This window comes from Microbacterium sp. (assembly GCF_011620715.1).
GTDB lineage: Bacteria > Actinomycetota > Actinomycetes > Actinomycetales > Microbacteriaceae > Microbacterium.
In genome coordinates, this window is record NZ_WOYP01000086.1 from 1 (window position 1) to 25,377 (window position 25,377).

At 69.5% G+C, this 25,377-nt stretch carries 24 protein-coding genes, 1 tRNA gene and 2 pseudogenes; 15 read left to right on the plus strand and 12 right to left on the minus strand.

Annotation, left to right across the window (positions count from 1 at the left end; all coding sequences use genetic code 11):
* A complete protein-coding gene (locus QZV84_RS09030; protein ID WP_292828556.1) occupies window positions 1-882 on the minus strand; it encodes a transglutaminase family protein in 882 nt (293 codons plus the stop codon).
* Between the two features lie 143 nt (window positions 883-1,025).
* Here QZV84_RS09030 and QZV84_RS09035 point away from each other — a divergent pair.
* Window positions 1,026-1,101: transfer RNA gene (locus tag QZV84_RS09035), tRNA-Arg, on the plus strand.
* A 25-nt stretch (window positions 1,102-1,126) separates the two neighbouring features.
* Here the strand turns inward: QZV84_RS09035 and QZV84_RS09040 are convergent.
* A pseudogene (locus QZV84_RS09040) lies at window positions 1,127-1,498 on the minus strand (tyrosine-type recombinase/integrase); the annotation flags it as partial.
* Window positions 1,499-2,047: 549 nt separating this feature from the next.
* On the opposite strand from QZV84_RS09040, the gene QZV84_RS09045 reads away from it, so the two are divergent.
* Complete coding sequence (locus tag QZV84_RS09045; protein ID WP_292828559.1) at window positions 2,048-2,746, plus strand: helix-turn-helix domain-containing protein; 699 nt, start codon at window positions 2,048-2,050, stop codon at window positions 2,744-2,746.
* On the plus strand, window positions 2,739-3,500 hold the full coding sequence (locus tag QZV84_RS09050) for a hypothetical protein (RefSeq protein WP_292828562.1): 762 nt from the start codon (window positions 2,739-2,741) through the stop codon (window positions 3,498-3,500). The genes QZV84_RS09045 and QZV84_RS09050 overlap by 8 nt, the downstream gene beginning before the upstream one ends.
* Before the next feature lie 182 nt (window positions 3,501-3,682).
* Here QZV84_RS09050 and QZV84_RS09055 read toward each other — a convergent pair whose 3' ends face one another.
* From QZV84_RS09055 to QZV84_RS09065, 3 genes are all read right to left on the minus strand, one after another.
* Entirely contained in the window at window positions 3,683-4,585 is a 903-nt protein-coding gene (locus QZV84_RS09055; RefSeq protein WP_292828565.1) for a CPBP family intramembrane glutamic endopeptidase, read from the minus strand.
* 44 nt (window positions 4,586-4,629) lie between these two features.
* Complete coding sequence (gene trmB / locus QZV84_RS09060; protein ID WP_292828691.1) at window positions 4,630-5,295, minus strand: tRNA (guanosine(46)-N7)-methyltransferase TrmB; 666 nt, start codon at window positions 5,293-5,295, stop codon at window positions 4,630-4,632.
* Window positions 5,296-5,411: 116 nt separating this feature from the next.
* On the minus strand, window positions 5,412-6,245 hold the full coding sequence (locus QZV84_RS09065; RefSeq protein ID WP_292828568.1) for a DUF3097 domain-containing protein: 834 nt from the start codon (window positions 6,243-6,245) through the stop codon (window positions 5,412-5,414).
* Window positions 6,246-6,412: 167 nt separating this feature from the next.
* On the opposite strand from QZV84_RS09065, the gene QZV84_RS09070 reads away from it, so the two are divergent.
* From QZV84_RS09070 to QZV84_RS09085, 4 genes are all read left to right on the plus strand, one after another.
* Complete coding sequence (locus tag QZV84_RS09070; RefSeq protein ID WP_292828571.1) at window positions 6,413-8,470, plus strand: TPM domain-containing protein; 2,058 nt, start codon at window positions 6,413-6,415, stop codon at window positions 8,468-8,470.
* Window positions 8,471-8,543: 73 nt separating this feature from the next.
* Window positions 8,544-9,305, plus strand: a complete 762-nt coding sequence (locus QZV84_RS09075; RefSeq protein WP_292828574.1) for a PspA/IM30 family protein — start codon at window positions 8,544-8,546, stop codon at window positions 9,303-9,305.
* 74 nt (window positions 9,306-9,379) lie between these two features.
* Window positions 9,380-10,201 carry an arginase family protein gene (locus QZV84_RS09080; RefSeq protein WP_292828577.1) on the plus strand — a complete coding sequence of 274 codons (822 nt, stop codon included), beginning with the start codon at window positions 9,380-9,382 and terminating at the stop codon, window positions 10,199-10,201.
* Window positions 10,198-10,656: a Fe-S oxidoreductase gene (locus QZV84_RS09085; RefSeq protein WP_292828580.1), complete on the plus strand. Its 459-nt coding sequence runs from the start codon at window positions 10,198-10,200 to the stop codon at window positions 10,654-10,656. Before QZV84_RS09080 ends, QZV84_RS09085 begins: the two co-directional genes overlap by 4 nt.
* Window positions 10,657-10,700: 44 nt before the next feature.
* On the opposite strand, the gene QZV84_RS09090 is transcribed toward QZV84_RS09085, so the two are convergent.
* Window positions 10,701-11,426: a tyrosine-protein phosphatase gene (locus QZV84_RS09090; protein WP_292828583.1), complete on the minus strand. Its 726-nt coding sequence runs from the start codon at window positions 11,424-11,426 to the stop codon at window positions 10,701-10,703.
* A gap of 165 nt (window positions 11,427-11,591) precedes the next feature.
* Here QZV84_RS09090 and QZV84_RS09095 point away from each other — a divergent pair, with 165 nt between their 5' ends.
* The 6 genes and pseudogenes from QZV84_RS09095 to QZV84_RS09120 all read left to right on the plus strand — a co-directional run bounded on the left by QZV84_RS09095 (window position 11,592) and on the right by QZV84_RS09120 (window position 17,810).
* Window positions 11,592-12,530: an alpha/beta hydrolase gene (locus tag QZV84_RS09095; protein WP_292828586.1), complete on the plus strand. Its 939-nt coding sequence runs from the start codon at window positions 11,592-11,594 to the stop codon at window positions 12,528-12,530.
* 142 nt (window positions 12,531-12,672) lie between these two features.
* Window positions 12,673-14,184, plus strand: a complete 1,512-nt coding sequence (locus QZV84_RS09100; protein ID WP_292828589.1) for an ABC transporter substrate-binding protein — start codon at window positions 12,673-12,675, stop codon at window positions 14,182-14,184.
* Complete coding sequence (locus QZV84_RS09105) at window positions 14,181-15,131, plus strand: ABC transporter permease (RefSeq protein ID WP_292828591.1); 951 nt, start codon at window positions 14,181-14,183, stop codon at window positions 15,129-15,131. The genes QZV84_RS09100 and QZV84_RS09105 overlap by 4 nt, the downstream gene beginning before the upstream one ends.
* Before the next feature lie 26 nt (window positions 15,132-15,157).
* Window positions 15,158-16,078, plus strand: a complete 921-nt coding sequence (locus QZV84_RS09110; RefSeq protein ID WP_292828694.1) for an ABC transporter permease — start codon at window positions 15,158-15,160, stop codon at window positions 16,076-16,078.
* Window positions 16,075-16,860, plus strand: a pseudogene (locus tag QZV84_RS09115) (ABC transporter ATP-binding protein); the annotation flags it as partial. The gene QZV84_RS09110 and the pseudogene QZV84_RS09115, both read left to right, overlap by 4 nt.
* A 149-nt stretch (window positions 16,861-17,009) precedes the next feature.
* On the plus strand, window positions 17,010-17,810 hold the full coding sequence (locus tag QZV84_RS09120; RefSeq protein ID WP_292828595.1) for an ATP-binding cassette domain-containing protein: 801 nt from the start codon (window positions 17,010-17,012) through the stop codon (window positions 17,808-17,810).
* Here the strand turns inward: QZV84_RS09120 and QZV84_RS09125 are convergent, their stop codons facing one another.
* The 3 genes from QZV84_RS09125 to QZV84_RS09135 all read right to left on the minus strand — a co-directional run bounded on the left by QZV84_RS09125 (window position 17,811) and on the right by QZV84_RS09135 (window position 20,023).
* The gene (locus QZV84_RS09125; protein WP_292828598.1) at window positions 17,811-18,422 is read right to left on the minus strand and encodes a GNAT family N-acetyltransferase; all 612 of its coding nucleotides are present in this window, start codon (window positions 18,420-18,422) and stop codon (window positions 17,811-17,813) included.
* 15 nt (window positions 18,423-18,437) lie between these two features.
* The gene (locus tag QZV84_RS09130) at window positions 18,438-19,130 is read right to left on the minus strand and encodes a uracil-DNA glycosylase (RefSeq protein ID WP_292828601.1); all 693 of its coding nucleotides are present in this window, start codon (window positions 19,128-19,130) and stop codon (window positions 18,438-18,440) included.
* A 107-nt stretch (window positions 19,131-19,237) separates the two neighbouring features.
* Window positions 19,238-20,023 carry an SDR family oxidoreductase gene (locus QZV84_RS09135; RefSeq protein WP_292828604.1) on the minus strand — a complete coding sequence of 262 codons (786 nt, stop codon included), beginning with the start codon at window positions 20,021-20,023 and terminating at the stop codon, window positions 19,238-19,240.
* Between the two features lie 164 nt (window positions 20,024-20,187).
* Here QZV84_RS09135 and QZV84_RS09140 point away from each other — a divergent pair, with 164 nt between their 5' ends.
* Window positions 20,188-21,510 (plus strand): bifunctional o-acetylhomoserine/o-acetylserine sulfhydrylase, encoded by a 1,323-nt coding sequence (locus QZV84_RS09140; RefSeq protein ID WP_292828607.1) that lies wholly within the window; start codon window positions 20,188-20,190, stop codon window positions 21,508-21,510.
* A 160-nt stretch (window positions 21,511-21,670) separates the two neighbouring features.
* Complete coding sequence (locus QZV84_RS09145) at window positions 21,671-22,882, plus strand: homoserine O-acetyltransferase (RefSeq protein WP_292828610.1); 1,212 nt, start codon at window positions 21,671-21,673, stop codon at window positions 22,880-22,882.
* 4 nt (window positions 22,883-22,886) lie between these two features.
* Here the strand turns inward: QZV84_RS09145 and QZV84_RS09150 are convergent, their stop codons facing one another.
* The 3 genes from QZV84_RS09150 to QZV84_RS09160 form a co-directional block, all read right to left on the minus strand.
* Complete coding sequence (locus tag QZV84_RS09150) at window positions 22,887-23,636, minus strand: NUDIX hydrolase (RefSeq protein ID WP_292828613.1); 750 nt, start codon at window positions 23,634-23,636, stop codon at window positions 22,887-22,889.
* A gap of 73 nt (window positions 23,637-23,709) precedes the next feature.
* Window positions 23,710-24,057, minus strand: a complete 348-nt coding sequence (locus QZV84_RS09155; RefSeq protein WP_292828616.1) for a thiamine-binding protein — start codon at window positions 24,055-24,057, stop codon at window positions 23,710-23,712.
* Between the two features lie 13 nt (window positions 24,058-24,070).
* Complete coding sequence (locus QZV84_RS09160; RefSeq protein ID WP_292828619.1) at window positions 24,071-25,330, minus strand: hypothetical protein; 1,260 nt, start codon at window positions 25,328-25,330, stop codon at window positions 24,071-24,073.
* Window positions 25,331-25,377 lie beyond the last annotated feature (47 nt).

Below are 25,377 nucleotides of genomic sequence, written 5' to 3' on the forward strand. Positions count from 1 at the left end.
TCAGGCGAGCTGGATCAGCGTCGTGAAGTCGTCGGGCGAGGGATGGTAGGCCGCATCCCCGTCGTCGAGCACATGCTTCGTCGCATCAGACGGGCCGTCAGCCTCGACCTTTTCCGCCGGGGCCGCATCGGGCATGACCCACGCGTCCACGCGCATGTGCGCGAGACCGACGTGGCCGCCGTGATAGCTGAGGAAGGCGCAGTCTGCGGCATCCCGGCCCGTCGCGATGCGCACGAGCGAACGGCGGTTCGCGAGGCGAGTCGCGTCGATGACGTACCACGCGCCGTCGTGGTACGCCTCGGCGACCGCGTGGAAATCCATCGGCTGCAGGCCGGGGGCGTAGCACGCGGCGTAGCGAGCGGGGATGTCCATCGCCCGCAACAGCGAGATGACGACGTGCGCGTAGTCGCGGCAGACGCCCCGGCCGGTCATCAGCGTCGTGACGGCGCTGTCAGTGCCCTGGCTCAGGCCCGGCGTATAAGTCGTGCTCGTGAAGACGAACTCCGACACCGCCGCGATGAGGTCATGGCCCTGCAGGCCCTTGAACTGCCGCCGCGCCTGACCGAAGACCTCGTCGGACTGGCAATAGCGGCTCGGACGCAGGTAGGTGATCGCCTCGAGGTCGCTCGTGCGGCCGCTCGTGGTCTGCCCGTCGACCTTCGCCTCGTAGCGCACCTCGAGTTGTCCGGCCTCGCCGGTGAAGCGGTGCAGACGGCTTCCGGACTGGTCGACGATCTCGGTCGGGGTGTAGACGCGTTCGCCCTGCGTGAAGGTCAGTTCCTCGCTCACGATGGGCACATCCTGGGCCGCCGCGACCTGGAAGATGAGGTCGACGGACGACCCCAGTTCAAGATCCATTCCGGCGGTCACGACGCGTTGCACCGAAGTATCCTCGCACGCCGGATCGATTGCTCCGGACGCCGGACGAAACTCGGATTCCACGCGCCACCGACGCACCTGGTGACCCGGTGATGACCGGCCCCTGACGGCGCCCTCACGGCCCTGGTGATAACCTCGATCGGTACGCCTCCGTAGCTCAGGGGATAGAGCGTTGGTTTCCGGTACCAAAGGTCGCTGGTTCGATTCCAGTCGGGGGCACCAGTCGGGACAAGGGATCGCGGGCCATTCAGGCCTTGCGGTCCCTTTCTCGTGACAACACCGTGACAACATTTGCGGAGCGCTTCGCCTGATCGAGAGCTGCCGCGACCGCGTCGAGATCGTCATCGAACAGATCCGCGTACACATCGAGAGTCATCGCGGCAGACGCGTGCCCGAGCATTCGCTGCACAGCCTTGACATGCGCGCCGGCCTGCACGGCGAGGCTTGCGGCCGTGTGTCGCAGGTCATGGGGTGTGACCCTCGGGAATGTCGGATCGTCTTCCTGCGCCGCGCGGACGGCGACCGTGAACCAACCGTTGCGCGACGCCGGCAGCTTGACGTGTTCTGACCCATTGCCGAACAGCAGTTGATCGCGGGCCTTTCCCACAGCGAGCTGCGCGAGTGGGCGTCGAGCCCTGATCCGGACCAACGGACGGTCATGGTCGAAGCGCGACTGCCCGCCGAATGGCTGGGCAGCCTCCGGATCGGCAAGCTCAGCGACCGCGCGTTCCGTCACGCGTCACGCGGACTCCCCCTTATGCCTTATGCGCGAAGCATCCTGTGGGCACCTCGGACCCCTGCGGCGCCTGTGCGCGCGCCAGAACAGCACACGAAGCCCGCCAGAACACGATCGCGGGATTGGGGTGGAACTGCGCCATCGACGGCCACAAGCTCGTTGTCGACGGCACCTGCGCGGTGTGCACTTATCGTGCCCGCCCCAACCCTGCGTAAGTGCGCCAGCCAGCACGCCCAAGGGGTCGGAAAAGAATCTCGGGCCGCGAGGCGGAGCAATCGTCAGCAGAGCGCAGGCGTAGCGGGGACGATCAGCGGGAGCACCAGGAGAATGAGCGCGACGTCGTCGACGACGACGACGGTGTGCAGGTCGTGGAGAGGCACCTTCGCTATCGGCGCGACGTCGACGCTGAACCTGTGACCGAGGTTGACACGCGTGACCGACTTGACTGAACTATTGCGAAACCGCAATAATTTAGTCATGGTGCAATTGAGTGTCAGTGATGCGGCCGAGCAGCTCTCGTTGTCGCAGCAGCGCGTGCGCGCAATGCTGCAGAGCGGCATCTTGCGAGGCGACATGATCGGCGGTCGGTGGCTAGTCGATGCAGCAAGCCTTAACGCCGCCGGCAAGCCCGCCGGGCGCCCATTCAGCGAACGCGTCGCATGGGGCCTCATAGATCTGGTGCAGGGCAAGGTCCCCATTGAGCTCTCCCAGTCCGAACGATCCAGGCTCAAGAGCCGGTGGAGCGCGCTGCTGGCGTCCGAGGACTCCGTACGCGCTCTGAACGCCGCGCTGGCCCGCCGCGCGGAGCTCTCGCGATGGTCGGCGCCGGATCCTGGTGGGCTGCTCGAGGACGACCGGTTCGTTCCCTCTGGAAAGAGCGATCCGCGTTCGGGCATCTCCGTCGGCGACTACGCCGAAGGTTACGTCCAGGACGTCGACTTCGACGACTTCGTCGGTGATCACCTACTCGTGCCTGCCCGCGGGCCGGAGAACGTCGTGCTACGTAAGGTGCACCGGCCGGTACCCGTTCCACTGCCGTGGCTAGCCGTGGCCGCCGACCTCTCAGACGGCGATGCTCGCGAGGAGCAGCAGGCGGCGTTGCTGCTTGCTCAGAACGGCCCGCGTGCCTGATCAGCCGATCGTCATGCCTGTTATGACGGAGGCGCAAGAAGCTGGCTGGCACGCGCTGATGGACCTGTACGAGGTCATCCCCGACGGCTGGGCGCTCGTGGGTGGGCAGCTTGTGCACCTGTGGTGCGCGGAGCGCGGCAGGTCCATGGCCCGACCCACCGACGACGCGGATGCTGTGCTCGATGTTCGCGAGCACCCGGACATCCACCTCGAGGTCACTGCGGCGCTGCAGCAGATGGGCTTCACCCCCAAGACGAACAGCGACGGTGTTCAGCACCGATGGGCCAAAGCAAAGGCCGTCGTCGACCTGCTTATCCCACGCCACCTCGGCGAGTACGCGGCGAAAAAGCCCGGTGCAGGCGGCGGCAGGACAATCGCAACGCCAGGCGCCCAGAAGGTGCTGAACCGCACGGAGATCGTCGAGGTGAAAGTCGGCGATCGCGTGGGCAGCATCCCGCGGCCGACGCTACTCGGCGCCATCATCGCCAAGTCCTCGGCGCACACGGTGACCCTCGACAACAACCGTGATCGGCACCTCGGCGACCTCGTGGTCCTTGCCAGCATGCTGCTGCCAAGAGATGTGCGGAGCGACCCGATGGACAACCTCGAACTCTCACGCGTTGCAAATGCGGTCGGGAATGCGCGCCTGAAGCCCGCGACATGGGCGTACGTTCCAGACGGCGCCGAGGCCCTCGACCGACTCGCGGCAGTCGTCGCACGTCAGACACGCGCAAGGGAGCTCGGCCGCGGCTGAAGTCAGCGAGTCGCGGCTGCTCAGCTGCGAACGGGGCGAGGCTGGGTCAGCCTCTCAGCGGGGGCATCCCTGACCCCGGTGTCTAGCGCGTGACAGGCTTGCCGTCGATGGGCGCTTGCTTCGGTCTATCAGTACGTGGGCAACGTAACCGCGCAATTGCGTGGATGAGAGTGGCGGCCGGGTCAGACGAGGAACAGTCCGTCGAGCAGCCCCGGATTGTGCGCATGCACCAGCACCAGGAACACCACCGCGTCGAAGAGCAGGTGCACGGTGACCACGTAGGTCAGGGAGCGCGTTCGCTTGAAGATGTACGCCTGCACGAGCGCGAACGGGATCGTCAGCACAGGCCCCCACGCCTGATAGCCGAGTTCCCACAGGAACGACACGAACACGATCGCCTGCAGCAGGTTCGCCTGCCAGTCCGGGAAGTGCCGACGCAGAAGCGTGAAGACGGTGCAGATGAAGAACAATTCGTCCCAGATTCCGACCGCCCCGACGCCCACGAACAGCCGCGCGATCAGCTCGGGGGTGTTCACCACCGGCCAGTTCATGTACACGCCCGAGGTGATGAAGTAGAACGGCAGGAGCACCCACCCCAGCACGAGCACTCCGACCAGCCAGCTCCACTGGAACCTCGTCCAGCGTCCGCCACCGCGCCACGGGAAGCGGATCGCATAGTCGCGGTACACGAAGCGCGAGAGGATGTATGGCACCGCAACGGCACCGCCGAGCGCGAGGCCGAAGCGCAGGAACGCGAGGTTGTCCAGCTCGGCCTTCAGGTCGATGACGCTGACGATCAGCAGCCCGAGGGCGATCAGGGAGAGGTCGCGCGGCAGGCTCGGCGTGCGGGTGGGCGCCGCGTCGGATGCGGTGAGCACACTGGCTCTCGCAGTTTCGGCCTCGGCATCCGTCTTTGCGCGGACGAGCCAGGCGACCAGCATCCCGGCCGCCAGCAGTGCCCACCCGAGCCATGGCAGGCGGACGACGAAGAACGCCGGCGCCGCGAGGCATACGAACAGGGCCGGGATCAGCCCGACGGAGAGCGTCGGACGGATGCCGAGCACGACGGCGGGATGGGCGGGCACCCCTTCAGTCTGTCAGCGGATTCGCCAACCTTCCCTCGGCGCGGTCATTCCCGAACGCGGCGGATGTATGCCAGATCGCGGATCTCCCGCCCCGCGCGCGTCCCCTTGCGCTCGAACGCGGTGAGCACGCGGCCCTCGAAGCGCTCGGACCACTCGCCCTCGAACGCACGGGCGAACTCGGGTGCGGCATCGAGCACCTCGCGCATCTGGCGCGCGTACTGCTCCCAGTCGGTGGCGAGCCGCAGCACTCCGCCGTCGGTCACCGCCCGAGCCGCGATCGCCGCGAATTCGGGCGTGACGAGCCGCCGCTTGTTGTGCTTGTTCTTATGCCACGGATCGGGGAAGAAGATCCACAGCTCGTCCACCGACCCCGGGGGCAGCAGGTGCTCGAGGACTTCGGGCGCATTGGCCTCGACGAGCCGGAGGTTGCGGACAGCCGCCTTCTCGGCGTCGAGCATCGTGCGCGCGAGGCCGGCGGTGAACACCTCGACTGCGAGGAAGTCGTCGTCGGGTCGCGAAGATGCCGCGTGGATGATCGCGTGCCCCTGCCCTGAGCCGACCTCGACGATGAGCGCGGCATCCCGCCCCCACACCTCGCGCGGGTCGATCGCCGCGCCGGGTCGCACGCTCGTGGCGGCCTCGTCGCGCGGCGCGTGGAGGACGTAGCGGGGGGCGAGGTCCGTCCAGGCGCGCTCCTGCCCGTCGGTCATCCGTCCGTTGCGGCGCACGAACGAGACGGGACGATCGCGGAACGCGGCGGGCTCGGACACCTTTCCAGGCTAACCACGACGGCTCCGGACGGCAGCTGGCCGCCCGCCACGCGGACTCAGTCCGTGACGAAGTCGATGAGCTCCTCGACGCGGCCGAGCAGGGCCGGCTCGAGGTCGCGGTAGGTCCGTACGCGGCCGAGGATGCGCTGCCAGGCCCTGGCCAGATCTGCCGGGGTCTCCCACGCCCAGCCGAGCGCGCGGCACGTGCCGACCTTGATGTCGATCCCGCGCGGCACATCGGGCCAGTTCGCGATGCCCATGGCGCGCGGCGTGACACACTGCCACACGTCCACGAACGGGTGCCCGACGATCCGGACATGACGCCCATGCGGCCCGCGCCCGATCGCGTCGGCGATGCGCGACTCCTTGGAGCCCTGCACGAGATGGTCGACGAGCACGCCGTACCGGCGTTGCGCAGTCGGAGGCTCCGCGTCAAGCGCTGCCTCGAGCAGATCGATTCCCTGCAGATACTCGACGACCACGCCTTCCGCCCGCAGATCGTCGCCCCACACCTTCTCCACCAGCTCGGCGTCGTGCTTGCCCTCCACGAAGATGCGGCTGGCCCGCGCGACCCGGGCGCGGGAGGAGGGGGCGGCGAAGGAACCGGATGCGGTGCGCTGCGGCGCCCGCGACGCCACAGCCGCCGGCTGTACGAGCACGACGTCGGCGCCGTCCACCAGAAAGCCGGGTCCGAGCGGGAACAGGCGGCGACGGCCACCGCGGTCCTCGAGTTCGACGAGACCCGACGAGACGCCGAGGACCGCCCCGCAGAATCCGTCGGCCGCGACCTCCACCACCAGATCTGGCGATGCCTCGATGCGGGCCACCGGGCGGTGCCCGTGGGTGCGCCAGCCGTCGGCGAGCACGTCTGTCGAGTAGCGGTCGTCCATGGAACCTCCGAGATCGACACGCTACCCGGGAGCGGCCTCGAGGACGCCGCGACCCGCCCACGGCCGTCGGTCGAAACACCTACCGCGCCCACGCCGCGCTTGCATAGACTCGATCTTCGGGGCCAGCACTGCGCGTCCCCGTGCCTTTTACCAGCAGGAGGGGAACGATGCGTGCGCGATGGGCACCGGCGCTCACCACTGCTCTGAGTGCGATCTTCGCGGCGGGCCTGGTCCTCGGACCTGCGGGTGCGGTGTCGGCGACGCCACCCGTGACGCTCGGCTCCGGCTACGTGCTCGACGATGTCGGTGCGCTCTCGGCGAGCCGGCAGGCGCAGGCGCAGAACCGGCTCGAACAGCTGAAGACCGACAGCGGGCTCGACCTGTGGGTCGTCTTCGTCGATGAGTTCACCGGTCCTGCCGACTCCGAGGACTGGGCGAACACGACGGCCGAGACCAACGGGCTCGGTCCCACCCAGTACCTTCTGGCCGTCGCCACCGACTCCCGCCAGTTCTACCTCTCCGGCGATTCGGCAGGGCCTGTGAGCCAGGAGCAGCTCGCAACGATCGAGCAGCAGCTGATCCAGCCGCAGCTGGCCGCCGATGACTGGCTCGGAGCGGTGGATGCCGCCGCCGACGGCCTGCAGGATGCCGCAGACGGCGGGTCGGGCACGGCCGCGACCTCGTCCGGAAGCGGGTTTCCCACCGGACTCGTGATCTTCCTGGTGATCGCGGCCGTGGCGATCCTGGTCGTCGTGCTGATCGTCCGCCGCCGCCGCAAGACGGCCGGCGGCACCCCCGCCAGCGCTCGGGCGGTCGAGCAGATCAGCACCGAGGAGCTCGCCCGCCGCGCGTCGTCCGCGCTCGTCGAGACCGATGACGCGCTCAAGACGAGCGACCAGGAGCTCGGATTCGCCAAAGCCCAGTTCGGCGACGCCGCGACCGTCGAGTTCGAGCAGGCCCTGCAGTCGGCCCGCGAGAATCTGAACCGGGCCTTCACGCTCAAGCAGCAGCTGGATGACGCGACCGCCGACACTGAAGAGCAGACGCGCGCGTGGAACGCCGACATCATCCGGCTGTGCGACGAAGCCAATGCGGGCCTGGACGAGAAGGCGGCCGCGTTCGACGAGCTGCGCAGGCTCGAGCAGAATGCGCCCGAGTCGCTCGCGCGCGTGCAGGATCAGCGGGCGAAGGCCGCGGCATCCATCGACGCCGCCGACGATCACCTGCGCACCCTCGCCGCCGGTTACGCACCCGAGGCCCTGGCCACCGTCGCCGACAACCCCGACCAGGCGCGCCAGCGCATCCAGTTCGCCGACGAGCAGCTCGCCGCAGCCGAAGCCGCGATCGGCGCCGGCAAGGGCGGCGAAGCCGCTGTCAGCATCAAGGCGGCCGAAGAGGCCGTCGGCCAGGCCCTGCTGCTCGAGGAGGCGATCGACAAGCTCGGCAGTGACTTCGCCGCCGGCGAGCGCAGCGCGGCGGCCCTGATCACCGAGCTCGAGGGCGACATCGCCGCGGCATCCGCCCTTCCCGATGCGGACGGCCGTGTGGCCGCCGCGATCGCCGCCACGAGGCAGCAGGTGGATGCCGCGAAGGCCGGCCTCGCCGGTGCCGCCCGGCGCCCGCTGCAGACGCTGCAAGAACTCGAAGCGGCGAACGCGCAGATCGACGGCGTCGTGGCCGGCGTGCGGGACGCCGAAGCCGCGGCGCAGCGGGCGCAGCAGATACTCGGCCAGCAGGTGCTGCAGGCACAAGCCCAGGTCTCGGCGGCGGAGGACTACATCGTCGCGCGCCGCGGGGCGATCGGCGCCGAAGCGCGCACCCGCCTGGCCGAGGCCGGAGCCGCCCTGGTGCAGGCCCGGCAGCTGCAGTCGGCGAGCCCTGAGCAGGCCCTGCAATACGCCCAGCGCGCGAACCAGCTCGCCGGCCAGGCCATCCATTACGCCCAGAACGACGTCAGTGCGTTCCAAGGTCCGGGCTCGAGCGGCATGCTCGGCGGCAGCGGGGGCGGGGGCGGCTCCGGCGGTGGCGGGATGCTGGGCGCCGTGCTCGGCGGCATCGTGATCAACTCGCTCCTGGGCGGAGGCGGCAGCTCAAGTCGCGGCAGCTCCTCGGGAGGACTCGGCGGCATGCTCGGCGGCGGCGGCGGACGCGGCAGAGGCCGCATCAGCCCCGGCAGCTTCGGCGGAGGCGGCACACGCGGTCGCCGAGGAGGTGGTCGATTCTGATCACGGCCCGACCGCCCGCATCCCGCCACTCACGATCCACACGTTCCGAAACATCGACAGGAAGGAAACCAGGATGGCCAAGCAGTCCATCTTCGGTCGCATCTCGACCCTCTTGAAGGCGAACATCAACTCGATGCTCGACTCCGCCGAGGATCCTCAGAAGATGCTCGACCAGCTCGTCCGCGACTTCACCAACAGCATCGCCGACGCCGAATCGGCGATCGCCGAGACCATCGGCAACCTGCGGCTGCTGGAGCGTGACCACGAGGAAGACCTCCAGGAAGCCACCGAATGGGGCAACAAGGCTCTCGCGGCCAGCAAGAAGGCCGACCAGCTGCGCGCGGCGGGCAGCACTGCGGATGCCGACAAGTTCGACAATCTCGCCAAGATCGCCCTGCAGCGCCAGATCAGCTCCGAGCGCGAGGCGAAGGCCGTCGAGCCCACGATCCAGTCGCAGACCGAGGTCGTCGCCAAGCTCAAGGACGGCCTCAACGGCATGAAGCAGAAGCTGGAGCAGCTCAAGAGCAAGCGCAGCGAGCTGCTCGCGCGGGCGAAGACCGCCGAGGCGCAGAACAAGGTGCACGACGCGGTCAAATCGATCGACGTCATGGACCCGACCAGCGAGCTGGGCCGGTTCGAAGACAAGGTCCGCCGGCAGGAGGCTCTGGCCGCCGGCAAGGAGGAGCTGGCCGCATCGAGCCTCGACGCACAGTTCAACAGCCTGGAGGATTTGGGCGAGCTGACCGAGGTCGAAGCCCGGCTCGCTGAGCTCAAGGCCGGCGGCGCACCCGCGCAGCAGGCGATCGACGCGCCGACGGCGCCGTACACGCCGTAACCGGATGCGAGAACGGGCGGGGACTCCTCGAGTCCCCGCCCGTTCTCTTGGAGACAGGTGCGAGAGGATGAGACATGGCCCGATTCGTGATCGTTCCGCAGTGGCAGGGGTCGCCCTCGTCGCGCGCGATGCAGCTCATCGACGGGGCGCAGGCGATCGCAGGCGACCTGCCGCGCGCGTCGTGCACGACCGTCGACATTCCGCTCGAGGCGGGCGAAGCCGTCGAGACCGGAGTGCACCGCTTCAGCACGCTGCGCCGCACTCGCGAGCTCGTCGACCTGGAGCTCGCGCCGATCACCGAACCGGTCATGCTGATCGGCGGGGACTGCGGCGTCGCGGTCGGAGCGGTCGGGCACGCCGTGCGGCGGCATCCGGATCTCGCCGTGGTGTGGCTGGACGCGCACCCCGATCTGCACACACCCGACTCCTCCACCTCCGGCGCGTTCAGCGGTATGGCGCTGCGCGCGATCCTCGGGGAGGGTGCAGAAGGATTGGTGCTCGCACCGGGAGGCGTGACCACCGACCGCCTCGTGCTGGCCGGTGCACGCGAATACGAGCCCGCCGAAGAGGACGCGGCGATCGCACTCGCCCTGACCACGCTCGAGGCGAGCGAGCTCAGCGATCCCGGCGCGCTCGCCGCCGCGGTCGCGGCGACCGGCGCGACGGCCGTCTACATCCACGTCGACCTCGACGTGCTGGATCCCGGCGCGATGAGCGGGGTGACGGCATCCGTCCCCTTCGGCGTGTCTCTGCCCGATCTGCTCGCCGCGATCTCGGGAGTGCGGAGGGTGGCGCCACTGGTCGGATCGAGCATCACGGGCTTCGCGCCCGCATCGCCCGAGGCCGCCGTCGACGACCTCGGCACGATCCTGAGGATCGTCGGGGCGCTCGCATGAGTCCGATCCCGGCTCCGCCCGCCGGATGGCGCGAGGCCGCCGATCGTGCGGTCGCGCGCGGCCACCGGATCGACCGGTTCCTGCCGTTCCTGGACTCGCCGCTGAGCCACGCCGGCTACGTCTACGGCACAGCGGTCGGCTGGATCTGGGGCTCGATCTGGAGCACCGGGCGCGTCCACAGGCGCGCCGGGCTGTGGGTCTTCCGCGGGATGCCGCGCTGGGCCTTCCGCCGCGGGGGCGTGTGCGTCGGAGGCTGCTACCTCACCGGCGACGACGCGGTGACCGAGCGCGTGCTGGCCCACGAAGCCGTCCATGCCCAGCAATGGCGCCGCTACGGCCTCCTGATGCCGCTGCTCTATCTGATCGCGGGGCGCGATCCGCTGCGCAACCGGTTCGAGATCGAAGCCGGGCTCGAGAACGGCAACTACGTGCCGCGTACACGCTCTTCGCGCTGACGTGGCTGATCGACGATGTCGGCGGTGCCGGCTCGCGGTGACCCTCAGACGGGTTCGAGCAGGACCCGGCGCAGCTCGACCACTTCGTCATCGTCCATTCCGTGCGCGCGCAGATAGTCGGCGGCAGATCCGTACCGCGCGGTGATGTTCGCGAGCATCTCGCGCATGACCGGCGCCGGCGAGCGCGTCGCAAGGTCTTCGAGGTGCACGGCTTCGGGGTGCATCGATCGGAGCTTGTCCACGACACGGGTGTTGCGCCACCGGGGCAGCAGCCCCTCGGTGCGGGCGTAGTCGGCGACCACCGCCTCGCGCTCCACCCCCGCCGCGGCGAGCGCGAGCGCCACGGTCACCCCGGTACGGTCCTTGCCCACCGTGCAGTGCACGAGCACCGGCTGATCGGCGACGATCCCCCGCACGACGGCCACGACGTTCTCGGCGGAGTCCTCGACCAGGCGGCGGTACATCTCCTCGAGCGAAATGTCATCGGCGAAGAAGGAAGCCACCGAACCGAGGAACAGGGGCACGCGCTGCGTGTGCACGGGCAGACCCTGCACCCTGCTGGGCGCGTGGTCGACCTCGTCGTCGGCGCGCAGGTCGATGATGCGGCGGATGCCGAGACGGCCGATCGCGGCGACACCCGCGCCATCGAGCTGGGCGAGATTGCCCGAACGGAAGAGCATGCCCGATCTGGTGCGCGCCGACCCTGCGGGCAGCCCCCCGACGTCGCGGAAGTTGACGGCACCGGGAACGACCGGATCGGCGGCGCTCACCGGGCCGCGCCCGAAGCGGCGTCCCGGCCGGCGAAGCCCCCGGACATGTGGATCGTCGGGGAGACCTGCTGTGCGGACCTCGGCGGGCGCACGCGGGCCGGTTCGCTCATGACGTCATCCTACCGAGCGGGCCGCGGCACTGGCCGGACGAGGCAGAATGGGACGGTGATCGAACCCATCGACGAGTTCTCCTTCCTCCCCGAGCAGGCTGCGGACCTCGGCATCGACGCGCCGCTTCCTCACGGCGAACGCGTGCGGCTGAAACTCGCCGACGGGCGCACCCTCAGCGCACTGCGATACGGCGACGGCCCGCCCGTGGTGACGTTCCTGCACGGGGCCGGACTGAACGCCCACACCTGGGACACGACGATTCTCGCGCTCGGCCTGCCGGCCCTTGCGATCGACCTGCCCGGCCACGGCGACTCATCCTGGCGTGCCGACCTCGCCTACACCGGTCGGGCCCTGGCGCCGGACGTCGCCACGGGAATCGAGACGTGGACCGCCGGGCCGCAGCTGCTGGTCGGGCAGTCGCTGGGCGGTCTCACGGCGGCGGCGGTCGCGGCATCCCACCCCGAGCTGGTCCGTGAACTCGTCATCATCGACATCACCCCGGGCGTCGATCCGAACGCCGGACCCACCCAGATCAGCGGATTCTTCGCGGGCCCGACCGACTGGGCCACCCGGGACGAGATGGTCGATCGCGCGCTTGCCTTCGGTCTCGGGGGAGCGCGCACGGCGGCCGAGCGCGGCGTCTACCTCAACTCGCGGATGCGGCCCGACGGCCGGTTCGAATGGAAGCATCACTTCGCGCACCTGGCCGCCGCGATGGCGGCCTCCCCCGAACTCGCCGCCGCGGCGGCCGCCCAGCAGGACGCCGCGGCGGGCGTGCTCTCGGTGACGGGCTGGGACGACCTCGCCGCCGTCACGGCGCCCACCCTGCTCATCCGCGGAGACCACGGCTACGTCACAGACGCGAACGCCGCCGAGTTCCAGGTACTGGTGCCCGCTGCATCCGTCGAGGTCGTGCCCTCTGGCCACAATGTGCAGGAGGAGATCCCAGCCGACCTCGGTGCGCGCCTGCGGACTGCCGCGGGGAAGGGCTAACGCTTGTGTTGCATTCCGGGTAGAACGCACCTCGCGAGGTCCGCGGGTTCTCTAGGCTGGACTATCGGAGCGACTTGAGATCATCGGAGTCGCCCTCCCGATGCATCCGAACAGCTACGGATGATCTTCCGAAAGGACCCCTATGCTCCGCCGTACCACCCTTGCCGCCACCGCCCTGCTCGCCGCCGGAGCGCTGCTGCTCACCGCCTGCACCGGCGGTTCGACGCCCAGCCCCACGGTCACAGCCGAAACCGACCCCGACGCGTCGGCGGTCATCCGTCTCGTGCTCGAGCCGGGCAACCTCGACATCCGCGAGACGGCGGGGGCGGCATTGGACCAGATCCTGGTCGACAACGTCTATCAGGGCCTGGTCTCCCGCACCCCCGAGCAGGACATCGTCCCGGCGCTGGCCGAGGACTGGACCGTCTCGGACGACGGCCTGACATACACGTTCACGCTGCGTGAGGGCGTCACCTTCCACGACGGCCAGGAACTCACCCCGCAGGATGTCGTGTGGTCGCTGCAGACCCGCAAGGACACCCCGGAGTGGCTCGACTCCGCTCGGCTCGCCGATGTCGCCTCGATCACCGCGAATGGGCAGGAGGTCATCCTCACCCTGACCGAACCTGACTCGAGCCTGCTGTGGAACATGACCGGCCGCGCCGGCCTGATCTTCAAGGAGGACGACACGGTCGACTACAAGACCGCGGCGAACGGCACCGGTCCCTTTCAGCTGACCAGCTGGAAGCAGGGCGACAGCATCACGTTCGAGCGCTACGCCGACTATTGGGGTGAACCGGCGAAGGTCGCCGAGATCGTCTTCGACTACATCCCCGACAACCAGGCGGCCCTCAACGCGGCACTTGCCGGAGAGGTGGATGCGGTCACCGGGTTCGACGCGAACCTGAAGGAGCAGATCGAGGCGACCGGCGACTTCGCCCTGGTCCTCGGCGCGTCCACAGACAAGGGCACTCTCGCGTTCAACCAGGCCCCGGGCAGCCCGCTCGCCGACGAGCGCGTGCGCCAGGCGATCCGCCAGGCCATCGACCACGACGCGTTCGTGGAGGCGCTGGCCTCGGGCGAAACGCTGTACGGTCCGATCCCGTCTCTGGACCCCGGCTATGAAGACCTGTCGGATGTCGCCCCCTACGACCCCGAGGCGGCCAAAGCGCTGCTGGCGGAAGCCGGCGCGGAGGACCTCACCCTCGAGCTGACGATCCCGAGCTTCTACTCCACGGCGATCCCGCAGATCCTCGTGTCGGATCTGAACGAGGTCGGCATCACGCTGCAGGTCAACTCGGTCGACTTCCCGACGTGGCTGAACGACGTCTACATCAACAAGGACTATGACCTCAGCTTCGTGCTGCACACCGAGGCGCGCGACTTCGAGAACTGGGCCAACCCGGACTACTACTTCACGTACGACAACGCCCAGGTGCAGGACCTGTACGCACAGTCGCTCGCCGCGACCGACGAGGCCGAGGCCGCAGACCTGCTCGCGCAGGCCGCGCTCATCGTGTCCGAAGACGCCGCCGGCGACTGGCTCTTCAACGGGGCCTCCGTCGTGGCGGTCGGCACGGACATCACGGGTATGCCCTCGATCAACGTGAACGAGCGCCTCAACCTCGCAGAGCTCGCCAAGAGCAACGGGTGATCCGGTACACGCTGACACGAACGGCCCTTCTTCTGCTCGGGCTTCTCGTCGCCAGCGTGCTGATCTTCCTCACTCTGCGAGTGCTTCCCGGTGATATCGCGCAGCTGATCGCCGGCACCAACAGCACGCCGCAGCAGATCGAGGCGATCCGGGAGCGACTGGGATTGAACCAGCCGCTGCCGGTCCAGTATCTGGAGTGGATGGGCGGCGTCTTCCGGGGCGACCTGGGCACCTCGCTGCTGACCGGTTCGAGTGTGAGTTCCGAACTCGCCGAGAAGGCACAGGTCACCGTGCCGCTCGGGATCATGTCGCTCACGATCGCGCTGCTGTTCAGCCTTCCGCTCGGCGTGATCTCGGCCATGGGCCGCGGTCGCGGCAGCGGCACGGCACTCAGCGTGGGCGCTCAGGCACTGGCGGCCGTGCCGGTGGTCTGGGCGGGCATGATGTTCGTCGTCGTCTTCTCGGTGTGGTTGGGCTGGCTGCCCGCGCAAGGGTTCCCGCGGGTCGGCTGGAACGATCCGGCCGCAGCGTTGCGTTCGCTGCTGCTTCCCGCCCTGACGATCGGCATCGTCGAGGGCGCGATGCTCATGCGCTTCGTGCGCAGCGCCACGATGCAGGCGGTCGGTCAGGACTACGTGCGCACCGCCGCGGCCAAGGGGCTCACCCGCAATGCGGCGCTGATCCGCCACGGCCTGCCGAACGTCGGCCTGTCGGTCATCACGGTGCTGGGGCTGCAGGTGGCCGGGATCATCGTCGGCGCCGTCGTGATTGAGCAGCTGTTCTCGCTCCCCGGCATCGGACGGATGCTGGTGGCCGACGTGAGCGCGCGCGATCTGCCCAAGGTGCAGGGCGAGCTGCTGGTGCTCACCGGCTTCGTGCTGGTGATCGGCTTCGTGGTCGACATCGTCCACCGCGTGATCGACCCCCGGCAGCGGGAGGCGACGTGACCGACCCCGGGACGGATGCCGCTCGCATCGACTCGCGCCGCACGGCCCGCCGCCGGCGCTGGGCGTGGCTGCGCCGGCTGTGGAACCTGTCCACGGGCCGATTCGGGCTCATCGTCGTCGCGGTCGTCGCGATCACGGCGCTGATCGCGCGCTGGTGGACCCCGTTCGACCCGCGTCAGGTCGAGATCGCCAACCGCTGGGCACTGCCTGGGTGGCCGAACCTGCTCGGCACGGACGGCACCGGGCGCGACATCCTGAGCCTCCTGATCGCGGGTTCACGAACCACGGTCGTGGTCGCGGTGGGTGCCGGCGCGATCGCCACGGTGATCGGGGTGGCTCTGGCCGCGCTCGGTGCACTCACCGCGCGCGTGCTGCGCGAATCGGTGGCTGTGATCGTGGACATCCTGATCGCCTTCCCCGTGCTCATCATCGCGATGATGATCAGCGCGGTGTGGGGCGGCTCGCTGGCCGTGGTGATCTGGTCGGTCGGCATCGGCTTCGGCGTCAACATCGCGCGCGTCACCAGACCCGAGCTGCGCCGGGTGCTGCACAGCGACTTCGTGCTCGCCGGCCGGGCCTGCGGGCTCTCCCCGCTGCAGAATCTCTGGCGCCACCTCATGCCGAACGTCGCACCGGTGTTCATCGTGCAGCTGTCGTGGGGCATGGCCGTCGCGGTGCTCGCCGAGGCCGGCCTGTCATACCTCGGCTTCGGCGCACCCGTGACCGAGCCCTCGTGGGGCCTGCTCCTGGCCGAACTCCAGCAGTACATCACCGTCTACCCGCTGTCGGTGCTCTGGCCGGGCCTGGCGATCACCTTCACCGTGCTCGGGCTGAACCTGCTCGGCGATGCCCTGCGCGAGGCGACGGACCCCACGCTCTCGCACGGCCGTGACCCCCTGCATCCACCCCGCGGAGCGATCCGGCACGTCCCGGAGGTGGTCGCATGACGCTCGAGGTCACCGGCCTGACCGTAGACATCGGCGAGCGCCGCGTGGTGGACGGGGTCTCGTTCGACGTCCCCGACGGCGCCCGCGTCGGGCTGATCGGCGAGTCGGGCTCGGGAAAATCCCTGACGGCCCTCGCTGTCCTCGGGCTGCTCCCCGACGACGCCGTCGCCGGGGGCAGCGTGCGCTGGAACGGACGTGAGCTGATCGGCATGCCCGACCGCGAGCTGGCGACGATTCGCGGAGCCGAGATCGGCATCGTGTTCCAGGAGCCGCGCACCGCGCTCAACCCGATCCGCACGATCGGGCGGCAGATCGGCGAGTCGGTGCGCATCCACGAGGGGCTCTCGCGCACCCAGGCCCGCGCACGTGCAGTGGCCGAGGCATCCCGCGTCGCCCTGCCCGACCCCGAGCGCATCGTGGCGCGCTACCCCCATCAGCTCTCCGGGGGCCAGCGGCAGCGCGCGGCGATCGCGATGGCGCTCGCGTGCCGGCCGCGCCTGCTGATCGCGGACGAGCCGACGACCGCGCTCGATGTCACGATCCAGGCCGAGATCCTCGAGTTGCTCCTTTCGCTCGTCGAGGACGATGGCATGTCGCTCGTGTTCATCACGCACGACCTCGCCGTGCTCTCACAGATCGCCACTCACGGCGTGGTGCTCGAGGCCGGACGTGTGGTCGAGACCGCTCCTGTCTCGACGCTCCTGAGCGCGCCCGCGTCGCTCGTCACGCAGGGGCTTCTCCGCGACGCGACGGCGACGCTCTGGCGGCCTGGCGGCGCGGCAGCGAGCCGGGGGTCTGGGGCGGAGCCCCAGAAAGACCCTGCGGCAGCGAGCCGGGGGTCTGGGGCGGAGCCCCAGAAAGACCCTGCGGCAGCGAGCCGGGGGTCTGGGGCGGAGCCCCAGAAAGACCCTGCGCAGAACGGCGGCGCCGCATGAGCCAGGCATTGATCCGGGCGCGGGGGCTCACCCGCCGGCATCCGGTGCCCAAGTCGGGCCTGTTCGAGCGCACGACGTATATGACCGCTCTCGATGACGCCGACCTCGACGTGCGGGCCGGATCGGCGGTCGGGATCATCGGCGAGTCCGGCTCGGGCAAGTCGACGCTGGTGCGTCTGCTGCTCGGACTGGACACCCCCACGTCGGGCACCGTCGAATTCGACGGAAGACCGGTGGATGCCGCGGCCAAGGCGCGCGCCCTGCATTGGCTTCGCCGCGACACCGGCATCGTCTTCCAGGACCCGTATGCCTCGCTCGACCCCCGGATGAGCATCGGGCGCATCGTCGGCGAGCCGCTGTGGGCGCTCGGCATCGAGGGAGACCAGCGCGCACGCGTGCGCGAGGTCCTGGAAGAGGTCGGACTCGAGGCGGGGATGGCCGACCGGTTCCCGCACGAGTTCTCGGGGGGCCAGCGACAGCGGATCGCGATCGCCCGGGCGGTCGTGCACCGCCCGCGTCTGCTCGTCGGAGACGAGCCGCTGTCGGCGCTCGATGTCACCGTCCGCGCGCAGATCCTCGAGCTGCTGAGTGAGCTGCGCGTGCGCGACGGTCTCACCCTCGTGCTCGTCTCCCACGACATCGGGGTGGTGCAGAACCTGTGCGACGAGGTGGTCGTCATGAAGGACGGCCGCATCGTCGAGGACGGTCCGACCGAGAAGGTGCTGATGCAGCCTCAGGTCGCCTATACCCGGCGCCTGCTGGCCTCGATCCCGGCGATCGACCCTGGCGCCGCCTGATCAGCGTCGGAACAGGCCCTTCCTCTTGACCGGATTGAGGTGCTTCTGCAGGTGGATCGTGCCCAGCCAGCGCCCGAATTTGAAGCCGACCCGGCCCATCCGGCCGACCTCGACGAATCCGAGCTTCTCGTGGAGAGCGACGGATGCCTCGGCGCCCTTGTCGCTGATCACCGCGACGATCTCGCGGATACCGGCCTGCTCGCACGCCTCGATCAGCGCCTCCAGCAACGCACGGCCCAGGCCCTTGCCGGCCGCGGCGTGCCCGAGGTAGATCGAGTTCTCGACCGAGAACCGGTAGGCCGACTTGCTCGACATCGGCTGCACCAGGGCGTACCCGAGGATCTGGCCGGACGGCGACTGCGCGACCAGGAACGGCAGCCCGAGCTTCGCGAGGTGCGCGGCCTTGCCGCGCCACTGCGCGAGGGTCCACTTCTTCTCGTCGAAGGTGACGACCGAGTTGGTCACGTAGTAGTTGTAGATCTCGCGGATGTCCGGGATGTCGCGATCTTCGACCGGCCGGATCTCGTATGAGAAATCCGGCTCGGGTGGGGCCGGTTTGCGGAGGTGCCACGGCAGCCGGCGACGATCCCGGTCGTATTCCTCCTCGAGCATTCCGACAGCATACGCTCAGGCCGGGATGGACCAGTCGACCGGCGCGGCGCCTTGCTTCACGAGGAGATCGTTCGCGCGCGAGAACGGTCGCGACCCGAAGAACCCGCGACCGGCGGACAGCGGCGACGGATGCGGCGACTCCACTATCGGAGTGGATCCGAGCAGGGGTCGCAGGTTCGCGGCATCCCTCCCCCACAGGATCGCGACGAGCGATCCACCGCGGGCGGTCAGCTCGCGGATGGCGTGCTCGGTGACCTTCTCCCACCCCCACCCGCGGTGAGATGCCGGCGCTCCGGGTGCGACGGTCAGCACTCTGTTCAGCAGCATGACGCCCTGGTCGCTCCACGCCGACAAATCGCCATGCGATGGCCGCGGGATGCCGAGATCCGCGTTCAGCTCCTGATAGACGTTCGAGAGGCTTCGCGGCAGCGGGCGCACGTGCTTCTCGGCGGCGAAGGCCAATCCGATCGGATGACCGGGCGTCGGGTAGGGGTCCTGCCCGACGATGAGCACCTTGACGTCGGCGAGCGGTCGCTGGAAGGCGCGCAGCACGTGCTCCCCGGCGGGAAGGTACCGGCGTCCGGCGGCGACCTCGGCGCGCAGTCGTTCGCCGAGCGCGGCGATGTCGGGGGCGACCGGTTCGAGCGCGGCGGCCCAGCCCGCATCCATCAGCCCCGCATCGGCGAGTTCGGCCAGCGTCGGGGCCACGGGGTCAGGCTCCCTCGGCGCCGGCCGAGCGGTCGAGGGTGACGGTTCCCTGTCCGTCATTCGGGCTGCCTCCTGCGTCGTGATCGGTGTGCGGGTGGGTGCCGGCGTCAGTCGGAGCCGCCGCGCACCCGCAGCGGTCCGCGGGCCAGCAGGTGCTGGGCGGACTGCGCGACGGGGCGCATCGTGATCAGGTCGAGGTTCACGTGGCCCGGAGCGTTGAGCGCATAGGCGATGACATCCGCGACATCGGTCGCCCTCAGCGGCTTCTCGACGCCCTCGTAGACGCGCTTGGCGGCATCCCGATCGCCTCCGAGACGGTTGAGCGTGAACTCCTCGGTGAAGACCATTCCGGGAGCGACCTCGGTGACCCGGATCGGCTCGCCGTTCAGCTCCAGCCGGAGCACATGGGCGATCATGGCCTCGGCCGCCTTGGCTGCGTTGTAACCCGACCCGCCGGGGTAGGCGGTCACTGCGGCGGTGGAGGTGACGAAGAGCGTGTCCGCGTGGCCGGCGGATGCCGCCGCCTCGCGCAGCTGCGGGAGCAGGGCGGCGACGAGCCGCTGCGCCGACAAGACGTTGACCTCGAACATCCACTGCCAGTCCGCAGGCTTCGCGTCCTCGACGCGGTCCGTGCCGCGCGCCCCGCCCGCGACGTTGACGAGCGCATGAACGGGTCCGGTCTCGGCGATCCAGGCGGCGAGCGCATCGACGTCCTCCTGACGGGTCAGGTCGGCGGCGAACGCGACCGCGCCGGTCTCGCGCTCGAGTGCCCGCAGGCGGTCAGCGCGCCGGGCGACCCCGACGACGTCCCAGCCGGTCGAGCGCAGCGCCCGCACCACGGCCTCGCCGATGCCCGAACTCGCTCCTGTCACCACTGCACGTCGCGTTGCCATGCGTCAACGCTACCCAGGTTCGCGCGCGCGCGAACCCATCGGTGTTACGTAACATTTCCCTTCCGTTGTTGACAGGACGCGGCATCCCTACTCTCGATGAAGGCCGCAGCGTCCGCCGCCGCCGATCGACATACCCGTATCGACTCAAGCAATGGAGCACGCACATGTCCGCACCCGAGAACTGGCGCTTCGAGACCAAGCAGATCCACTCCGGCGCCCAGCCGGACCCGGTCACGAAGGCTCGCGCCACGCCGATCTACCAGACGACTTCGTACGTCTTCGACGACACGACCCACGCCGCGAACCTTTTCGCGCTGGCGGAGTTCGGCAACATCTACACCCGCATCCAGAACCCGACCCAGGATGTCGTCGAGCAGCGCGTCGCAGCGCTCGAGGGCGGCACCGGCGCCCTGCTCGTGGCGAGCGGCCAGGCCGCCGAGACGTTCGCGGTCCTCAACATCGCCGAAGCGGGCGATCACATCGTCTCGTCGAGCTCGATCTACGGCGGCACGTACAACCTCTTCAAGTACACGCTCAAGAAGCTCGGCATCGACGTCACGTTCGTCGAGAACCAGGACGACGCCCAGGAGTGGGCCGCAGCGGTGCGTCCCAACACGAAGCTGTTCTTCGCCGAGACGATCGGAAACCCGAAGATCAACATCCTCGACATCCGCCTCGTCGCCGACATCGCGCACGAGAACGGCATCCCGCTCATCGTCGACAACACGATCGCGACGCCCTACCTCATCAAGCCCTTCGAGTTCGGCGCCGACATCGTCGTGCACTCGGCCACGAAGTTCCTCGGCGGCCACGGCACCGTGATCGGCGGTGTGATCGTCGACGGCGGCAGGTTCGAGTGGTCCAAGAACGTCGACAAGTTCCCGGGCCTGACCGTTCCCGACCCGAGCTACCACGGCGCCTCGTACACGGCCGCGGTCGGCGACGGCCTGGCATACATCATCAAGGCCCGCGTGCAGCTGCTGCGCGACCTGGGCGCCGCCATCTCGCCGCAGAGCGCGTGGCTGCTCATCCAGGGCATCGAGACCCTGTCGCTGCGCATCGAGCGCCACGTGCAGAACGCGCAGGAGATCGCGGAGTGGCTCGAGGAGCAGAGCGACGTCGCATCGGTCAACTACTCGGGTCTGCCTTCGTCGCCCTGGTATGCCAAGGCGAACGAGTACGCGCCCAAGGGCGTCGGCGCGGTGCTGTCGTTCGAGCTCAAGGGCGGAGTCGAGGCCGGGCGAGAGTTCGTCAACAGCCTCACCCTGTTCAGCCACCTCGCCAACATCGGCGACGTGCGCTCGCTGGTCATCCACCCCGCCTCGACGACCCACTCGCAGCTCACGCCCGAGCAGCAGCTCACCACCGGCGTGACGCCGGGCCTGGTGCGCCTCTCGGTCGGACTCGAGAACATCGAGGACCTCAGGGCCGACCTCGAGCAGGCGCTGGCCGCCGCTCGCCGGGTCTCAGAGGCCGCGCGCGCCTGAGGATCGGCTTCATCGGGGATGCCCCGGCGCGGCTGCTTTCGGCAGTCCCGGCCGGGGCGTCTTCCGTCTGCGCCGAGGTCGATGCGTGCACCGCACTCGCTGGGGCCGGACAGCCGTAACACGGCGACCTGCGGCCGCAGCGACCGCGAGAATGAGACCCATGGACTGGCAGACCTCCGAAGACACGGTGCCCAGCGCGCCGATCACGGAGGCCGACGCGCGCCTGCTGCTGGGTCGCCCGCCGGCGACCGGCGCCTGGCGCGACGGCGATCCGCTCGGGGATCGGCACTTCGCAGGCTTCGGGGCGTTCCGCACCGAGGGCGGGCGCGAGCTGCCGGCCTACCGCATCGCCTATGAGACCTGGGGCGAGCTCTCCCCCACCCGCGACAACGCAGTGCTGGTGCTGCACGCCCTCACCGGCGACAGCCACGTGCGCGGGCCCGCCGGACCGGGGCATCCGACCGAGGGATGGTGGGAGCAGATCGTCGGACCGGGAGCGGCGATCGACACCGACCGCTGGTTCGTGATCGCGCCCAACATGCTCGGCGGCTGCCAGGGGTCGACCGGGCCCTCGAGCATTGCGCCGGACGGCTACGAGTGGGCCTCGCGCTTCCCGTATCTGACGATCCGCGACCAGGTCGCCGCGCAGGTGCACCTCGCGGATGCGCTCGGGATCGACGTGTGGGCCGCAGTCGTCGGCGGCTCAATGGGCGGCATGCACGCGCTGGAATGGGCCGTCGGCTTTCCCGAGCGGGTGCAGCGCGTCGGCATCCTCTCCTCCCCGCCGGTCAACACGGCCGATCAGATCGCCCTGAACTCCGTGCAGCTGGAGGCGATCCAGATCGACCCGCGCTTTCAGGGCGGCGAGTACTACGACTCCGGCGACGGCGACGGCCCGCACCGCGGACTCGCCCTCGCACGTCGGATGGCCCTGCTGAACTATCGCTCGCCGACCGAGCTCAACCAGCGCTTCCAGCGGTCCTGGCAGTCCGGTGTGAGCCCCCTCGGCCACGGTGGCCGGTTCGCGGTCGCTTCCTATCTCGACTTCCATGGCAACCGCTTCACCCGGCGGTTCGACGCCAACACCTACATCACGCTCGTCGAGGCGATGAACTCCCATGACGTCGGCCGCGACCGAGGCGGCGTCGAAGACGCGCTCGCTCGCGTCACTGCGACGACACTGGTGCTCGGCATCGACACCGACCGCCTGTTCCCGGTCGAGGGGCAGCACCGGATCGCACGCAGCATCCCCACGACACTCGACGACGGCGCCGTGGTGCTCTCGAGCGACTTCGGCCACGACGGCTTCCTGATCGAGATCAACGCGGTCGGCGCGCATCTGCGCCGCCTGCTCGACTCCCCCGCAGGCTGAACGTTCAGCCGGTTCGGGTGTAGATCCAGGGCAGGCTCGCAATCTCGAGCCGGTGGCGGGATGCCGCATCCTCGGCCGCGGCGTCGCCGTCATACTCCGCATCGCCGTGCCAGAGCAGCATCGGGCCGTCAGCACCGCGGCGGGCGACGGTTTCGAAGCGAGGGATGCCGCCCATCCGAGCTGCCGCGATCATCGCCTCGGCATCCGGATGGTCGGCAAGATGGTGCAGGGTCACCCACGTCGGCGGATAGAGCGTTACCTCGGCCCGGGCGTGGCGAGTGAGCATCGCGGCCGGTCGCACCCACTCGGCGGTGATGACTTCATCGGGCGCGAGTGCCTGTTCGCCACCTGGGTCTCCCGCAACGAAGAACCACGTGCGGATGCGGCGCTCAATGCCCGGAGGCGGATTCCAGCGCGAGAGCAGCACGAGTGCGTCGGCATCCAGGTGCAGTCCGGTCTCCTCCCGGGTCTCGCGTGCGCCTGCGCGACGCGCGGCGGCGGTCTCATCGGCTGCGTCGCCGTCGGCGGGATCGAGCTTTCCGCCGGGGAAGACCCACGCCCCGGCGAACGAGCCGCGGTCAGGACGCTCGATCATGAGCACCTCGGGGCCGCCCGCGCCGTCGCGGACGATCACGACGGTGGCCGCGACCGGGACGTCGTCATCGGCGCCGTCGGCGGACTGACGCGGAAGCGCCTGGCCGATCGAGTCCGCAAGGGCGCGCAGCGCGCGATCGGAGGGGGACGAGTCTGACACGCCACCACTATAGGCCCGACTCGAAGCTATGGGCCCGACTCGACCACGACTCGAGGCGGTCACGGCGCGCGGGTCACATGACGCTCGGGCCGTCGCGCTGCGACGAGTCGAGCGCTCGCTCGAGCCGTTCGACCTTGCCGTCGAGCTCGCCGGTCCACCCGGGCCGGATGTCGGCCTTCAGCACGAGTGAGACGCGGGATCCGAACGGCAGCACCGCCTCGGTTGCGCGCTTGACGACGTCGAAGACCTCGTCCCATTCCCCCTCGAGCTCCGTGAACATCGAGGTGGTGCGGTGCGGCAGCCCGGATTCGCGGACGACGCGCACCGCCGCGGCGACCGCGTCGTGCACGGAAGCGTCTGCGGCGCCGGACCCCGCGTCGCGGGGCGTACCGCTCGGGGCTACGGAGAAGGCGATGAGCATGGTGACCTCCGGGTCAGGAGCCGATCGTGCCGGCCGAGCGGCCGAACACCGCGGTGCGGCGCCCGGCGATGGTACCGCGCCCGGCGATGGTGCGGCCAGGGACCTGCGCGACCCGCACCAGCGCCCACACGAGCAGGACGGCCACCAGCGCGTTGCGCAGCGTCAGCAGGGCGGCCGGGAGGGCTCTCGCATCGAGCAGGTCCCCGTACGTGAGGGGGTAGATCACCTGGGTGATCACCGCGATCGCCAGACCCAGTGCGGCCGGCCGCCACCAGCGATGCCGGTCGATGACCAGTCCGACCACCAGAGGGGCGATGATCCAGGTGACGTACTGCGGCGAGCCGACCTTGTTGAACAGGATCAGGGCCGCGACCAGGGCCAGAGCGAGCGCCGGGAACAGCCGGACGAAGCTCGCACCGCGCCACGCCTTCCACGCCCCGACACTCGCGACGGCGCCGACAGCCAGGATGAGCAGAGGCGTCATCACCGCGGCGACGACCTCCTTGCCGGGCCCCATCACCTCGAAAGTGAGGATGTCGCGGTCGTAGTAGATGTACGACCCGGGGATGCCGAGCACCGCGCGCCAGAGATACCACGCGCTGATCGGAGCCTCGAGCTGGAGTCCGCGGTCGGTCTGGTCGCCGATGAAGCCGAACGCGTGGGAGATGCCGCCGGCGGCGAAGATCGCCGCGAGCGTCAGCCCCGAGACCAGTGCAGCGCCGGCCAGCACCGTGAAGCGCCGTTTGACCGCGATCACGGCGGCGCCGAGCAGCGCCGCCGGCCACACTTTCATCCAGGTGGCGGCGGCGAGCAGGATCGAGCCCAGCCACGGTCGGCCCACCAGCCACAGGCATCCGGCGACCGCGAGCGGGACGGTGATCCCATCGAGCCGGTACATCCCGACCGGCCCCAGGAGCAGCATGAACGCGAGCCAGAACCACGCCGCCGCGGTTCGGCCGTTCGATCGCCCGCGCCCCACCAGCATCGCGAAGGCGAGGGCATCGCACAGCGCGATCAGGATCGCCCAGGAGACCTCGTAGCCGGCGATCCAGGCGAGGACCCGGGCCAGGATCATCGGCACGAGCGCCAGCTGAGGATAGACCCACGTCTCGGTGATCCCGACGACGGTGCGGCCTTCGAGCGCCCATGACGACCACGGGTCGTAAACGTTGTAGACGTCGCCCATCGGCTGGTTGGGCAGCACGAACCCGAGCACCGCGACCAGGACGTGCACGATCGCGAACGCGATCCACAGCACTCCCCGTCTCGACACCCGTCGAGTCTAGGGGCCGCGCGCAGCGCGCCCGGGGCGGAGGGGGC